Raw genomic sequence first — 15,202 nt, forward strand, 5'->3', positions numbered from 1 at the left:
GAAGGTCACTCCGACTCCGGACCATCATCGGCCTCGGGTGGTTCGTAGTAGATGTCCAGATTGAGCTCTATGCCACGATCGCCCAGCATTTGCAGTGTACCCGGAGCCAATCCCAGGCCTTGATTCTCCTCGTCAAGCCAAACGCCGCAGAACATGTCGACCTTGAACCGCCGGGCGAGATCGGCCCAGACCGCAAGGTCCAACGTGAGCGCTTTTAGGATATCGACGATCTGACGATCGAGTTGATCGCCTTTGTCGTATTCCGACGACAGCCTCCAGGAACCGGTCCGCGCAATCCGAGGTGGTCGATTTGGGGGATAGGTATGAAGATCCCCTTTCTTGATTGCATAGGTTGGTTTTCCGCCTAGCAATCTGGAGAGCTCAACGGGATCTAGGTCGTCGCCAAAGAGCCTCAGACCTGCCGAGCTTTGGGCGATCTCAGCCATTGTTGCCACTTTCCAACAAATCCGGCCTCCGCTCCTTCGTCAGCTTCTCGGACTCCCCGCGCCGCCACGCCGCGATCTTCTTGTGATTGCCCGAAATCAGCACTTCGGGAATCGGCCGGCCCTCGAACTCCTGCGGCCGCGTATAATGCGGATGCTCGAGCAGGCCGTTTTCAAAGCTCTCTTCCTCGCCCGATACCGCATTGCCCATGACGCCGGGCAGCAGGCGCACCACGGCATCGAGCAGCACGAGTGCCGCCGGCTCGCCGCCGGACAGGATGAAGTCGCCGATCGAAACTTCCTCGAGGCCGCGCGCCTCGATGACCCGCTGGTCGACGCCTTCGAAGCGGCCGCAGACGATCACCGCACCCGGCCCGGCGGCGAGCTCGCGCACACGGCGCTGCGTCAGCGGCTTGCCGCGCGGGCTCATCAGCAGGCGCGGACGTGGATCGCCTGTCGGCGAGGCACGGTCGATGGCGCTGGCCAGCACGTCTGCCCGCATCACCATGCCGGCGCCGCCGCCGGCCGGTGTGTCATCGATGGTACGGTGACGATCGCTGGCAAAGTCGCGGATCTGGATTGTTTCGAGCGACCAAATGCCGGTCTCGAGCGCGCGTCCGGCCAGCGACAGGCCGAGCGCGCCGGGAAACATCTCGGGATAGAGCGTCAGCACCGAAGCCGAAAAACTCACCGGTTGCCTCCGGCGTCCCTCGGCCCGCGCGGCCTGCCCTTCGGGTCGAAACCGTCGTCACCGGCAGGCTCGCCGTCCTCGTCCTCGACCAACCCTGCGGCGGCTGGATCAACGCGGACAAAGCCGCCGGCGATCGACACTTCCGGAACGGCGGCCTGCGTGAACGGGATGAGCACGCCTTTGCGCCCGGCAAGCGTCACGTCGAGAATGTCGCCGCCGCCGAAATTATGCACGGCGACGACCTTGCCGATGACCGCACCGGTATCGTCCTTGACCTCCAGCCCGACGAGGTCGGCATGGTAGAATTCGTCCTCTTCGCCCTCATCGGGCAACACCGAACGATCGACGAACAATTCGGTGCCGGCGAGCGCCTCGGCGGCATTGCGGTCGTTGACGCCTTTGAACCGCACCACCACCACGGTGTTGGCGGGCCTGATATCGACGATCTGGAAGGCGCGGCCATCCCCGGCGTAGAGCGGACCGTAATCGGCCAGCGCCAGCGGGTCGCCGGTAAAGCTCTTGACGCGCAATTCGCCCTTGATGCCATGCGCGGCACCGATCACGGCCATCTGGACGGGGTTTTGCGGCTTGCTCATCTGCGGAAAATCCTTTGCCTTGCTCTAACCCCAGCCCGTCGTCATTTCAATGATGCCGCTCTTCACCGCTTCCTAACCCGCGTGCCGGAAGATGGCGGGGAATTGGAAGAGCGCAAATGCAGGAATTCCTCATACCGGCAAAACCCGACCTGCAGGCGGCGCGCGAGGCCTGGCTGAAGATGCTGGCGCGCGAACGCCGGCTGTCGCCCGAAACCGTCGAGGCCTATGAGCGCGACACACGCCAGTTCCTGCATTTTCTGACCGGCCATCGCAGCGGCTCGCCCGGCATTTCCGACATCGCCGATCTGCGCCCCGCTGATTTGCGCGGCTTTCTCGCTGCCCGCCGTGCCGAGGGCGCCGGCGCCCGCACGCTCGGACGCGGGCTGGCTGGCATCCGCTCGCTGCTGCGTTTCCTGGAACGGCGCGGCCTCGCCAATGCGGCGGGTGCGGCAGCCTTGCGCGCGCCGCGACAGCCGAAATCGCTGCCCAAGCCGCTGACCGCAAGCGATGCAAAACACGTTGTCTCGGTAGAAGGCCAGCTGGCGGAGGAGCCGTGGATCGCCGCCCGCAACGCCGCCGTGCTGACCCTGCTCTATGGGTCGGGTCTGCGCATTTCCGAGGCACTCGGGCTGTCGGGCGCCGATCTGTCCTCGCCTGGTGAGACCGTGCTGCGCGTCACCGGCAAGGGCGGCAAGACGCGGCTGGTGCCGGTGCTGCCGGTGGCGCTGCGCGCGATTGCCGAATACCGCCGCTTGTGTCCCTACCATCTCGATCCCAAGGGCTTGCTGTTTCGCGGTGCCCGCGGCGGCCCGCTCAACCCGGCGATCGTCCAGCGCGACATGGCCAAGCTGCGCTCGGCGCTCAACCTGCCCGACACGGCGACGCCGCATGCACTGCGCCATTCCTTTGCCACGCATCTGCTTGGGCGCGGCGGGGACCTACGCACCATCCAGGAGTTGCTCGGCCACGCCAGCCTGTCGACAACCCAGATATACACCGGCGTCGACACCGCGAGGCTGCTCGAGATTTACGAAGCAGCTCATCCTCGCGCGTGATGGATGCTTGAATCGGTGGCCATCTCGCAACAATTTTGATGCGCCGATTAACCGTTTTGCCGCTTTTTGCGCCTAGAACCGCAGCATGAAACGCCTCATCGCCATCGCCGACCGCGCGACCCATATGTCGCTGAAGCTGCTTGTCGCGCTCAACGCCCTGTTTTTCCTCTCCTTCCTCATCATCGCGCTGCTCGCCGCGGGCAAGGCACGCGCCGAGACTTCGGCCTGCGCCGGTACCGACATGCTGAGCGCGCTGCAAAAGGACGACCCGGCTGCCTACCGCAAGATCGAGGCAGACGCGGCAGCGACGCCGAACGGCAAGGGCCTGCTGTGGAAGCTCGAAAAATCGGGCGAAAAACCGTCCTTCCTGTTCGGCACCATGCACGTTACCGACCCGCGCGTCACCACGCTGCCACCCGCCGCGCAGAAGGCATTCGATGCGGCTGGCACTGTCATCATCGAGACCACCGAAGTGCTCGACAAGCAGAAGATGATGGCAGTACTGCTGAAAGAGCCGGATCTGATGATGTTCACCGACAAGACGACGCTTTCGTCGCTGCTGTCGCCGGACGATGCGGCGGTGGTCAACAGGGCGCTCGATGCGCGTGGCATCCCGCCAGCGACCGTCGCCAAGATGAAGCCCTGGTTGCTGTCGGCGATGGTGGCGCTGCCTGCATGCGAAGTCGCCCGCCAGGCTGGCGGTGCGCCGGTGCTCGACGTCAAGCTTGCCAAGGACGCCGAGGCTGCGGGCAAATCAGTCGAGGGGCTGGAGACAATCGCCGACCAGCTGCGCGCCATGGCTTCGCTGCCGATCGCCTTTCACCTGAAGGGGCTGGTCGATGCGCTGAAGCTTGGCGACAAGGTGAACGACGTCAACGAAACCATGATCGTGCTTTACCGGCGTGGCGACACTGGCATGTACGTACCGCTGTTTCGGACCGTCATTCCCGAACAGGTCGACGACCAATCGGGTTACGCCGAATTCGAGCAGACCATGATCACCAGCCGCAACAAGGTGATGGTCGATCGTGCCGCGCCGATCCTCGCCCACGGCAACGTCTTCATGGCGGTCGGCGCCATGCACCTTCCCGGAGCGCAAGGCTTGGTCGAGGGTTTCCGCAAGGCCGGCTATACTGTGACCGCCGTCAACTGAACAACACTGCGGAGTTGCACACCGAATCATTGCCAAGGCGGGGTCAGTCCTTACTCGTGGCGCGACGGCGGACCAGCCGCGCTTCGTGCCAAGAAACTGAAAAAGGTTCGGTTTGGCTCGATCGAACCCATTTTGCGGTGGAAATGCATGCCTGCAAGCGATTCCGGATCAGAATTGCCCTGTTTTCGGCGTTTTCAACGCCTAATGTGAAACCGATTCAACGATTGTACGTTGATGGCTATTACTTGATGTTTTTCATCCACGGAGGACACTTTTATGGCGAACACACCCAATCCGAACGACCCATTCACCTCGCCGGGCACCGCACGGCCACGCGGCGGCGGCAGTGGCTGGCTGATTGCCCTGGTCGTCGTTATCCTGGCAATTGTCGCCTATTATGTTTTTGGAAGACGTAGCGAGGCACCTGCGCCTGCCGAACCGCCCGCGGCCAGCACACCGGCTCCGGCCCCAGCACCTGCCGAGCCGATGAAGCCAGCCGAACCGGCTCCTGCGCCAGCTCCGGCAACACCCGCTCCGGCTCCCGCTCCGGCAGAACCTGCACCCGCTCCGGCAGAACCTGCACCCGCTCCGGCCCCTGCGCCAGCCCCGGCCCCGGCCCCGGCACCAGCACCGGCCCCTCAGTGATCAGACTGCCGACTTAATATATAAACGGCCCGCTGAAAGGCGGGCCGTTTTGTTTTTGGGAGCAGCCGTCGATGGCTTCGCCATCCCAGGGTCTCCGCGACGTCGCTTCGCTCCTGCTCCGCCCTGGGATGACGAATCGCGGATGTTTCAGCCAATCTCTAAGGTTTGCGATTCACCGCGTTTGCTCAGATATGGATCGGCTTGAAGAACGTCGCCAATGCCGCCTCCTTTACCGCCTCCGACATTGTCGGATGGGCGTGACAGGTGCGGGCTAGGTCTTCCGACGAGCCGCCAAATTCCATCAGCACGGCCGCCTCGTGGATCATCTCGCCGGCGCCGAAGCCGACGATGTGGACGCCGAGCACACGGTCGCTGGCCTTGTCGGCCAGGATTTTCACAAAGCCGTCGGTGTGCAGCATGGCGCGCGCGCGGCCATTGGCGCTGAACGGAAATTTTCCGGCCTTGTAGTCGATGCCGGCCTTCTTCAATTCTTCTTCGGTCTTGCCGACCGAGGCGATTTCCGGCGTGGTGTAGACAACGCTCGGAATCACCTCATAGTTCACATGACCGACCTGGCCGGCGATGGTTTCGGCCACCGCCACGCCCTCGTCTTCGGCCTTGTGGGCAAGCATCGGCCCGGCGATGACATCGCCGATGGCGTAGATGCCGGGCACATTGGTTCTGAGATGACCGTCGGTCTTGACCCGGCCGCGCTCATCGACGTCGACGCCGGCATCCTTCAGCCCGAGAGCGTCCGAATAGGCCCGTCGTCCCGTCGCAATCAGCACCGCGTCCGCCTCGATCGTCTCGGCCGCACCGCCTTTGACCGGTTCGAAGGTGACCGTCGCCCCCTTCTTGGCCTTGGCGACGCCGGTCACCTTGGCGCCCAGCCTGAACTCAAAGCCCTGCTTCGACAGCAGGCGCTGGAATTGCTTGGCGATCTCGCCGTCCATGCCGCCCAGGATGGTGTCGAGGAACTCGACCACGGTGACCTTGGCGCCGAGCCGCGCCCATACCGAGCCGAGCTCCAGACCGATGACACCGCCGCCGACCACCACCAGATGGCCCGGCACCTTGTCCAGCGACAGCGCGCCGGTCGACGAGATGATCACCTTCTCGTCGAAATCGACCTTGACGCCGGGAATGCCGGCGACGTCGGAGCCGGTGGCGATGACGATGTTCTTGGTCTCGATCTCCTCGACCTTGCCGTCATCGGAGGTCACCGACACCTTGCCGGCCGCAACCACCTTGCCGGTGCCACGAAAACTGTCGGTCTTGTTCTTCTTGAACAGGAAGGCCACGCCATTGACGTTGGCCGTCACTGTCGCATCCTTGTGCGCCATCATCTTCCCAAGGTTGAGCTTGGGCGCGCCGATCTCGACGCCGAGCGCCTCGAAGGAATGGCCGGCCTCGGCAAACATCTCGGACGCATGCAGCAGCGCCTTTGACGGGATACAGCCGATGTTGAGGCAGGTACCGCCGAAGGTCGGGTTCTTTTCGACCACCGCCGTCTTCAGACCGAGCTGCGCCGCCTTGATGGCGCAGACATAGCCGCCTGGTCCCGATCCGATGATAACGACATCATAGGCCATGATACTGTCCCTTTTGCTTTAGCGGCCGCCGCCGATTTCCAGATTGGCGCCTGTTGTGTAGGACGCCTCGTCCGACAGCAGCCAGAGAATTGCGGCTGCGACTTCCTCGGCGGTGCCGACGCGCTGCATGGGCACCACCTTGCGCATTCTCTCGGCGCGATCCGGCTGCCCGCCGGAGGCATGAATTTCTGTGTCGATGATGCCTGGGCTGACGGCGTTGACACGAATGCCTTCGCCGGCCACTTCGCGGGCAAGCCCGATGGTGAAGGAATCGACCGCGCCCTTGGAGGCGGCGTAATCGACATATTGACCCGGCCCACCAAGCCTTGCCGCGATCGAAGAAACATTGACGATCGCGCCACCCTTGCCGCCATGCCTGGTCGACATGCGCTTCACCGCCTCGCGGGCGCAAAGCATCGGCGCGATCACATTGATGCGCATCATGCGCTCCAGCCTTGCAGCGCTCAGCTCGTCGACACGCGCGCTCTGGTCGACCACGCCGGCATTGTTGACGAGCGCTTCGAGCCGACCGAAACGGGCATCGACAGCCTCGAACATGGCCAACACGTCCGTCTCGCTGCCGACATCGGCCTTGACTGCGAAGGCTTCTCCGCCAGCGGCCTCGATGTCGGCGACCACCGTTTCGGCTGCTTTTGCATTCGACGCGTAATTGACCGCAATGCGGTAGCCGCCCTTGGCGGCAAGCCTGCATGTAGCGGCGCCGATGCCGCGGCTGCCGCCGGTCACCAGCAGGATTTTTCCGCTTGCGCTCATTCCTGACATCCCTTCAGGGCAAAGACGTCCCAGGGCACCTTGGAAAAGCCGTTGGCGCCATAGGCCGCCGACATCTGCAACGACGCTCCCAAGTCGGGAAGGATCAGCTTCTTCGGCGCATCCTTTCCTTCGCCCGGCAGCAACGCGATATTGCCCTGGTCGTCGGCGCTGTAGATGACGCCCTCCCACACGGTGCAAGCGGCGAGCTCGTCGCCGGTGACGTCGCCGGCCGGGCATTTATACATCAGCGAGCCATGCGGCCGCGCCACGCCCTCCGTCCACATGACGATGCCGTCGAGCACGACGCCGTTGTCGAGCACCATCTTGAAGGTGTTGGTGACGGCAGCAGACTCGCCGGTCGGCCTGAAATCGATCTCGGCGGCGTTCTCAGGATCGCCATAGACGGCGAGCTCGAGCGGACAGGCGGCGTGAGAGGTAGAACTCGCAAACAAAACGGCCAATAGCCCAGCTAAAGATCCTATGATGGGCGAGATGCTTTGCATCGGGGCGGCTTACTCGCTCTCGCGGCCATCGGCGTTTTCCAGAACGCCGAAATCGGTCATCAAGAGCAGCGGTTCGCCCGCCGCGTCTAGTCCCCAGAACGATGGATAAAGCCCGTCGCCCCAGCCGCTCCAGAAAATCGCAATATTGAGCGGGTTGCCGGCAACCGGGCGATGCAACGCGAACCTGTCCTGATTGGAAGCGAACTCGGCGACCAGCACCTCACCGTAGTAGTCGCCGTATTCCAGCTTGTCCTGCCGCTCGTCCAACAGCGCCATGGCTGTCTTGTCCATGAAAGAGCCAAGGCCGGCGTCGACGGGATAACCGAATATCTCGTCATCCTTCAATGTCGCGACATCCTGGTCGGGCAAAGTGGCGAGTTCCCAACGAACCGGCATGCCGGGCCTGAAACGCAGCACAGCGACGGCCACACGGCCTCGCGCCTCGAACAGCGAAACGGGGTAGTGCCCGGGTCTGACGTTGCGGCTCAAAGCCGGCCAGTCGGTTCCGGTGGTCAGCGGATCGCAGGCGATGATCTCGCCCGTCGGCAGTTCGAGGTCACCGATCGAGGTGACGGTGATCTTCCGCTCGGCCATTTGCGCCTCGCTCAGGGCGAAAAGGCCGAGATTGCTGCTCGCCTGCGTCGGATCCCATTCAGTCGATGTCGCCGGCGAAGAGATAGCGGTCGAGGCAGTAGGCCGAGAAATTCGTAGCATGCGACCCGCTGCCCGACCCAGCTTGAATCCTAAATGCTCCAGCCAGCCGCTCACGGCGCGCTCGGCCGTCACAAATCCAGCACCAGCCGCTCAGGATCCTCCAGGCTTTCCTTGACCCGCACCAGGAAGGTCACCGCTTCCTTGCCGTCGACGATGCGGTGGTCGTAGGACAGCGCCAGATACATCATCGGCCGGATGACGATCTGGCCGCCGACCACCATCGGCCGCTCCTGGATCTTGTGCATGCCCAAAATGCCCGACTGCGGCGCATTGAGGATCGGCGTCGACATCAGCGACCCGTAAACGCCACCGTTGGAAATCGTGAACGTGCCGCCTTGCATATCCGCAACCGACAGCTTGCCGTCGCGCGCCGCAAGCCCCAGCCTGCCGATGTCCTTCTCGATTTCGGCGATGGACATCTGGTCGGCATTGCGCACGACCGGCACGACGAGGCCTTTCTCTGTACCGACGGCAACGCCGATATGAGCGTAGTTCTTGAAGATGATGTCGGTGCCGTCGATCTCGGCATTGACCGACGGTATCTCCTTCAGCGCATGGGTGACCGCCTTGGTGAAGAAGCCCATGAAGCCTAGCTTCACGCCGTGCTTCTTCTCGAACACGTCCTTGTATTTGCTCCTCAGCGCCATCACCGCGCTCATGTCGACCTCGTTGAAGGTGGTCAGCATGGCGGCGGTCGATTGCGCTTCCTTGAGGCGGCGCGCGATGGTCTGGCGCAGCTTGGTCATGCGCACGCGCTCCTCGCGCGACGCATCGTCGGCCGAGGACGGCGCACGCGCTGCGGCAGGTGCCGGAACAGGCGCTGCCTTCGGCATTTCTGCCGGCTGCGACGGCGCGCCCCTGGCGATCAGGTCGAGCACGTCGCCTTTCAGCACCTGGCCGCGCTTGCCCGAGCCCGACACCTGGTCGACTGCGAGATTGTGCTCGGCCAGCAGCTTTGCTGCCGACGGTGCCGGCGGCATTGTGCGCGTCTCGATTGCGCCGGCGTCGCCGGCGATCTTGGCCGTCTCAGCCGCGGCCTGCTTGACGCTCGAGGCCGCAGTCGGAGCCGAGGCCTGCGACACCGCCTCCTGCTTCGTTGCCGGAGCGGCGGCGGCATTGGCTGCCGCGCCGGCGCCTGCCGAAATCGTGCCGAGCAGCGCGCCGACGCCGACCGTCTCGCCTTCCTTGACGGCGATCTCGGCGAGCGTGCCCGCGGCGGCGGCCGGCACTTCCACCGTCACCTTGTCGGTTTCGAGTTCGACCAGCGGCTCATCGGCGGCGATCGCGTCGCCGACCTTCTTGAACCATTTGCCGATGGTCGCCTCGGTGACGGATTCACCAAGTGTCGGGACGCGGATTTCGGTTGCCATTGTGCCTGTCCGTTTCTTTTCGGTTCTGTTCTATTCACCAAGCGCGTCGTCGAGCAAGGCGGCAAGCTGGGCGAGATGCTTCGACATCAATCCGGTCGCCGGCGAAGCGGCAGCCGGCCGGCCGGTATAGCGCACCCGCTGATGCTTGGCGTCGATATGCGCCAGCACCCATTCGAGATACGGATCGATGAACGACCAGGCGCCCATGTTCTTGGGCTCCTCCTGGCACCAGACCATCTCGGCATTGCGGAAGCGCGACAGTTCGGTGATCAGCGCCTTGGCCGGGAACGGATAGAGCTGCTCGACGCGCAGCAAATAGATGTCGTTGATGCCGCGCTTCTCGCGCTCCTCGTAGAGGTCGTAATAGACCTTGCCCGAACAGAGCACGACACGGCGGATCTTCGAATCCTTGGTGAGCTTGATGGCCTGGCCCGACAGCAGCTGGGCGTCGTCCCACAACAGCCGGTGAAAGGCGCTTTCGCCCGACATCTCCGGCAGCGTCGACACGGCCCGCTTGTGGCGCAGCAGCGACTTTGGCGTCATCAGGATCAGCGGCTTGCGGAAGTCCCGCTTCAATTGCCGGCGCAAGATATGGAAGTAGTTGGCCGGCGTCGTAACGTTGGCGACCTGCATGTTGTCTTCGGCGCAAAGCTGCAGGAAGCGCTCGAGCCGGGCCGACGAATGCTCAGGCCCCTGGCCTTCATAGCCGTGCGGCAGCAGGCAGACGAGGCCCGACATTCTGAGCCATTTGCGCTCGCCCGACGAGATGAACTGGTCGAACACCACCTGGGCGCCGTTGGCGAAGTCGCCGAACTGCGCTTCCCACAGCGTCAGCGCCTTCGGCTCGGCCAGCGAGTAGCCATATTCGAAGCCGAGCACGGCCTCTTCCGACAGCATCGAGTTGATGACCTCGAAACCGGCCTGCGCCGCCGACAGATTGTTGAGCGGGATATAGCGTGTCTCGTCGCGCTGGTCGTAGAGCACGGAATGGCGCTGCGAGAAGGTGCCGCGCTCCGAATCCTGTCCGGACAGCCGGATCGGATTGCCGTCGAGCAGAATAGCGCCAAAGGCCAGCGCCTCGGCCGTCGACCAGTCGATGCCTTCGCCGGACTCGATCGCCTGGCGGCGGTTGTCGAGGAAGCGGATGATCGTCCTGTGCGCCTCGAAATCCTTCGGCACCTCGGTCAGTTTCTTGCCGATCTCTTTCAGCGTCTTGACCGAAACGGCGGTCTTGCCGCGCCGCTGCTCGTCCTGGTTGTCGGCCGAGCGCAGGCCGGACCAGGCGCCGTCCAGCCAGTCGGCCTTGTTTGGCTTGTAATGCTGGCCGACCTCGAATTCCTGCTCGAGATGCGCCCGCCAATCGGCCTTCATCTTTTCGAACTCGACCTGGGTGATGTGGCCTTCGGAAATCAGCCGGTCGGCATAGATCTGCACCGTCGTCTTCTGGTTGCGGATCTTGCGATACATGATCGGCTGGGTGAAGGCCGGCTCGTCGCCCTCATTGTGGCCGAAGCGGCGGTAGCAGAACATGTCCACCACGACAGGCTTGTGGAACTTCATGCGGAATTCGATCGCCACCTTGGTCGCATGGACCACGGCTTCCGGATCGTCGCCATTGACGTGGAAGATCGGCGCCTCGATCATCTTGGCCACATCGGACGGATAGGGCGACGAGCGCGAGAAGCGCGGGTTGGTGGTGAAGCCGATCTGGTTGTTGATGATGAAATGCAGCGTGCCGGCAACGCGGTGGCCGCGCAGGCCCGACAGGCCGAGGATTTCGGCAATCACGCCCTGGCCGGCAAAGGCGGCGTCGCCATGCAGCAGCAGCGGCAGCACCTTGGCGCGCTCTTCCAGCGGCACGATCTCCTCGCGGCTGCGGCCGAACAGATAGTCCTGCTTGGCGCGCGCCTTGCCCATCACCACCGGGTCGACGATTTCCAGATGCGAAGGATTGGCGGTCAGCGACAGATGCACCTTGTTGCCGTCGAACTCGCGATCCGACGAGGCACCGAGATGGTACTTCACGTCGCCCGAGCCTTCGACCTCGTCGGGCGCGGCCGAGCCGCCCTTGAACTCATGGAAAATGGCACGGTGCGGCTTGGCCATCACCTGCGACAGCACGTTCAGCCGGCCGCGATGCGCCATGCCGAGCACGATCTCCTTCATCCCGAGCTGGCCGCCCCGCTTGATGATCTGCTCCAGCGCCGGGATCAGCGACTCGCCGCCATCGAGGCCGAATCGCTTGGTGCCCTTGTACTTGACATCGATGAACTGCTCGAAGCCTTCCGCCTCGACCAGCTTCTGCAGGATCGCCTTCTTGCCGGCTGCGGTGAAGGAGATCTCCTTGTCGGTGCCCTCGATGCGCGCCTGGATCCAGGCCTTCTCCTCGGGATCGGAAATATGCATGAATTCGACGCCGAGCGTCGAGCAATAGGTCCGGGTCAGGATGTCGAGCATCTGCCGGATGGTGCCGAATTCCAGCCCGAGCACATTGTCGAGGAAGATCGGCCGGTCGTAATCGGCTTCGGTGAATCCGTAATTCTCCGGCGACAGCTCGTTATAATCCTCGAGCGGCTTGGCAATGCCGAGCGGATCGAGATTGGCGTGCAGGTGGCCGCGCATGCGGAAGGCGCGGATCATCATGATGGCGCGGACGGAATCGCGCGTCGCCTGATGTACGTCGGCGTCAGAAAGCGCTGCGCCGTTGCCGACCGCCCTGTCCTTGACCTTCTTTTCGATGTGCTTTTCGACCAGGCCCCAATTGCCGTCCAGCGCCGAGACAAGCTCGCCATTGGCCTGCATCGGCCAGGAGGGCTTGGCCCATGACGCGCCCTTGGCATTCTTGCGCACGTCGCCGGCGTCGTCCTTCAGTGCCGCGAAGAAGTCCTGCCATTCGGGATCGACCGACGCGGGATCGTCCTCATAGGCGGCATAGAGCGCGTCGATATAATCGGCATTGCCGCCATAGAGGAAAGAGGTAAGCGAAAACTGGTCGTTGGCCTGATCTTGTCTTGCCATGTCACTGTCGAAGCCTTTGCTTCGTCTCCTTTGTTGGAGGGGAGTAAGGGAATAGGGGAGTAAGGGAATAGGGCAAATGCCCTCGTCTTGTTCCCTACTCCCCTACTCCCCTATTCCCTTACTCCCCTAACCTTTGATCGCCTCGACCAGGGTCGTACCCAGCCGGGCCGGCGATGGCGAAACCTTGATGCCGGCCGATTCCATCGCCGCGATCTTGTCTTCCGCGCCGCCCTTGCCGCCGGAGATGACCGCGCCCGCATGGCCCATGGTGCGGCCCGCCGGCGCCGTGCGGCCGGCGATGAAGCCGGCCATCGGCTTGCTGCGGCCGCGCTTTGCCTCGTCCTTGAGGAACTGCGCGGCGTCTTCCTCGGCCGAACCGCCGATCTCACCGATCATGATGATCGACTTGGTCTCGTCGTCGGCGAGGAACATCTCCAGCACGTCGATGAACTCCGTGCCTTTGACCGGGTCGCCGCCGATGCCGACGGCGGTGGTCTGGCCGAGGCCGACATTGGTGGTCTGGAACACCGCCTCATAGGTAAGCGTTCCCGAGCGTGAAACAACGCCGACCGAACCCTTGCGGAAGATGTTGCCGGGCATGATGCCGATCTTGCATTGGTCGGGGGTCAGCACGCCGGGGCAGTTCGGCCCTATCAGCCGCGATTTCGAGCGGTCGAGCCTCGCCTTGACCTTGATCATGTCCATCACCGGTATGCCCTCGGTGATGCAGACGATCAGCGGGATCTCGGCTTCGATCGCTTCCAGGATCGCTTCGGCGGCACCCGCCGGCGGCACGTAGACGACCGAAGCGTTGGCGCCGGTTTTGGCCTTGCCTTCGGCGACGGTGGCGAAGATCGGCAGTGCCTCGCCCTTGGCGCCGGTCCAGGTCTCGCCGCCTTTCTTGGGGTGGATGCCGCCGACCATTTTTGTGCCGTGATAGGCCAGCGCCTGTTCGGTATGGAACGTGCCGGTCTTGCCGGTCAGGCCCTGCACCAGCACCTTGGTGTTCTTGTCGACGAGAATGGACATGATGGTCCTTTTCAAAAACCGTTGATCGGGGAAGGCCGCGCGCTCATGGTCACAACCGCTTCAGATCCGCAACGGTGAGGTCGCTGTTGGCATTGCCGGTGTTGAGCGTCGTCGCCGGCTCGAACATCAACACCACAGGTTCTTCGCTCAGCGAGCGCGGCCGGTGCTCGACGGCGCGCGGCACGACGATGAACTCGCCGCTGGAAAGCTCCACCGTGCCGTCGCGGAAATCGATGGCGATGCGGCCGCGCAGCACCAGGAAGGCCTCGTCCTCATTGTCATGCGCGTGCCAATCGAAGACGTCGCCGAACTTGGCGATCTTGACCTGGCTGTCATTCACGTCGCCGGCAATATGCGGATCGAAGACCTTCTTGATCTTCGCATCGGCCGCCTCGACGAGGTTTATCTTATGCGGAGGCACAGGCTCAGCCCTTCACCGCCGCCACGATCTTCTTAGCCGCATCATCGAGGTCATCGGCCGACACGACGTTCAGCCCGCTGTCGTTGATGATCTTCTTGCCGAGCTCGGCATTGGTGCCTTCCAGCCGCACCACCAGCGGCACCTGCAGGCCGACCTCCTTGACCGCTGCGATAACGCCCTCGGCGATGATATCGCACTTCATGATGCCGCCGAAGATGTTGATCAGAATGCCCTTGACCGCCGGATCCTTGGTGATGATCTTGAACGCCGCCGTCACTTTTTCCTTGGACGCGCCGCCGCCGACATCGAGGAAGTTGGCGGGCTCGGCGCCGTAGAGCTTGATGATATCCATCGTCGCCATGGCGAGGCCGGCGCCGTTGACCATGCAGCCGATATTGCCGTCGAGCGCGACATAGGCGAGGTCGTATTTCGACGCCTCGATCTCTTTCTCGTCCTCTTCGGTGGTGTCGCGCAATTCGAGCACGTCCGGGTGACGGAACAGCGCGTTGTTGTCGAACGACACTTTTGCGTCGAGCACGCGCAGCCGGCCGCTCTTCATGACGATCAGCGGATTGACCTCGAGCAGGCTCATGTCCTTCTCGACAAGCGCCTTGTAGAGGATCGGAAACAGCATGGCGCCATCCTTGGCGGCGTCGCCGTCGAGCCTCAGTGCGGCGTTGAGCTTCTTCACATCGTCGGCCGTCACGCCCTTTTCCGGGTCGATGGCGACGGTGATTATCTTTTCCGGCGTGTCGTGCGCGACCGCCTCGATGTCCATGCCGCCCTCCGTCGAGACGACGAAGGCGACGCGCCCGACCGAGCGGTCGACCAGGATCGACAGATAGAGCTCGCGCTCGATGTCGGCGCCGTCCTCGATATAGAGCCGGTTGACCTGCTTGCCGGCCGGGCCGGTCTGCTTGGTGACCAGCGTGTGGCCGAGCATCTCCTTGGCGTTGGCGACGACCTCGGCTACCGACTTCGCCAGCCTGACACCGCCCTTGGCATCGGGGCCGAGTTCCCTGAACTTGCCCTTGCCGCGGCCGCCGGCATGGATCTGGCTCTTGACCACATAGAGCGGGCCGGGCAGAGCCTTGGCGGCAGCTTCCGCCTCGCTCGCCTTGAACACCGGCACGCCCTCGGCCACCGGTGCGCCAAAGCCTTTCAGCAGCGCCTTGCCCTGATATTCATGGATGTTCAT

At 63.4% G+C, this 15,202-nt stretch carries 14 protein-coding genes; 2 read left to right on the top strand and 12 right to left on the bottom strand.

What is annotated here, in order from left to right:
* Window positions 1–5: 5 nt before the first annotated feature.
* Genes NKI95_RS22025 through rimM form a run of 3 tightly spaced genes read right to left on the bottom strand, consistent with a single transcriptional unit; the run spans window position 6 to window position 1,730 of the window.
* Window positions 6–446, bottom strand: a complete 441-nt coding sequence (locus NKI95_RS22025) for a DUF4279 domain-containing protein (RefSeq protein WP_352719345.1) — start codon at window positions 444–446, stop codon at window positions 6–8.
* Window positions 439–1,134 (bottom strand): tRNA (guanosine(37)-N1)-methyltransferase TrmD, encoded by a 696-nt coding sequence (gene trmD / locus NKI95_RS22030; protein ID WP_352719346.1) that lies wholly within the window; start codon window positions 1,132–1,134, stop codon window positions 439–441. Before trmD ends, NKI95_RS22025 begins: the two co-directional genes overlap by 8 nt.
* Window positions 1,131–1,730 (bottom strand): ribosome maturation factor RimM, encoded by a 600-nt coding sequence (rimM, locus tag NKI95_RS22035; RefSeq protein WP_352719347.1) that lies wholly within the window; start codon window positions 1,728–1,730, stop codon window positions 1,131–1,133. Before rimM ends, trmD begins: the two co-directional genes overlap by 4 nt.
* 116 nt (window positions 1,731–1,846) lie before the next feature.
* On the opposite strand from rimM, the gene NKI95_RS22040 reads away from it, so the two are divergent.
* On the top strand, window positions 1,847–2,785 hold the full coding sequence (locus NKI95_RS22040) for a tyrosine recombinase XerC (protein WP_352719348.1): 939 nt from the start codon (window positions 1,847–1,849) through the stop codon (window positions 2,783–2,785).
* Window positions 2,786–2,870: 85 nt separating this feature from the next.
* A complete protein-coding gene (locus NKI95_RS22045) occupies window positions 2,871–3,938 on the top strand; it encodes a TraB/GumN family protein (RefSeq protein WP_352719349.1) in 1,068 nt (355 codons plus the stop codon).
* Between the two features lie 830 nt (window positions 3,939–4,768).
* Here NKI95_RS22045 and lpdA read toward each other — a convergent pair.
* The 9 genes from lpdA to sucC all read right to left on the bottom strand — a co-directional run bounded on the left by lpdA (window position 4,769) and on the right by sucC (window position 15,202).
* The gene (lpdA, locus tag NKI95_RS22050; protein WP_352719350.1) at window positions 4,769–6,175 is read right to left on the bottom strand and encodes a dihydrolipoyl dehydrogenase; all 1,407 of its coding nucleotides are present in this window, start codon (window positions 6,173–6,175) and stop codon (window positions 4,769–4,771) included.
* Window positions 6,176–6,193: 18 nt separating this feature from the next.
* On the bottom strand, window positions 6,194–6,949 hold the full coding sequence (locus NKI95_RS22055; RefSeq protein WP_352719351.1) for an SDR family oxidoreductase: 756 nt from the start codon (window positions 6,947–6,949) through the stop codon (window positions 6,194–6,196).
* Window positions 6,946–7,452, bottom strand: coding sequence for a hypothetical protein (locus NKI95_RS22060; protein WP_352719352.1), 507 nt, complete (start codon window positions 7,450–7,452; stop codon window positions 6,946–6,948). The genes NKI95_RS22055 and NKI95_RS22060 overlap by 4 nt, the downstream gene beginning before the upstream one ends.
* Before the next feature lie 9 nt (window positions 7,453–7,461).
* Window positions 7,462–8,166, bottom strand: coding sequence for a DUF4241 domain-containing protein (locus tag NKI95_RS22065; RefSeq protein ID WP_502908309.1), 705 nt, complete (start codon window positions 8,164–8,166; stop codon window positions 7,462–7,464).
* 68 nt (window positions 8,167–8,234) lie between these two features.
* Window positions 8,235–9,536, bottom strand: a complete 1,302-nt coding sequence (gene odhB / locus NKI95_RS22070; protein ID WP_352719354.1) for a 2-oxoglutarate dehydrogenase complex dihydrolipoyllysine-residue succinyltransferase — start codon at window positions 9,534–9,536, stop codon at window positions 8,235–8,237.
* 30 nt (window positions 9,537–9,566) lie between these two features.
* Window positions 9,567–12,554 carry a 2-oxoglutarate dehydrogenase E1 component gene (locus NKI95_RS22075; RefSeq protein WP_352719355.1) on the bottom strand — a complete coding sequence of 996 codons (2,988 nt, stop codon included), beginning with the start codon at window positions 12,552–12,554 and terminating at the stop codon, window positions 9,567–9,569.
* Between the two features lie 126 nt (window positions 12,555–12,680).
* Window positions 12,681–13,583 (bottom strand): succinate--CoA ligase subunit alpha, encoded by a 903-nt coding sequence (gene sucD / locus NKI95_RS22080; protein ID WP_352719356.1) that lies wholly within the window; start codon window positions 13,581–13,583, stop codon window positions 12,681–12,683.
* Window positions 13,584–13,632: 49 nt separating this feature from the next.
* Window positions 13,633–14,004 carry a cupin domain-containing protein gene (locus NKI95_RS22085; RefSeq protein WP_352468092.1) on the bottom strand — a complete coding sequence of 124 codons (372 nt, stop codon included), beginning with the start codon at window positions 14,002–14,004 and terminating at the stop codon, window positions 13,633–13,635.
* 4 nt (window positions 14,005–14,008) lie between these two features.
* Window positions 14,009–15,202, bottom strand: a complete 1,194-nt coding sequence (gene sucC, locus NKI95_RS22090) for an ADP-forming succinate--CoA ligase subunit beta (RefSeq protein WP_352719357.1) — start codon at window positions 15,200–15,202, stop codon at window positions 14,009–14,011.

Origin of the sequence: Mesorhizobium sp. M0306 (genome assembly GCF_040321655.1) — a bacterium.
Taxonomy (GTDB): domain Bacteria; phylum Pseudomonadota; class Alphaproteobacteria; order Rhizobiales; family Rhizobiaceae; genus Mesorhizobium.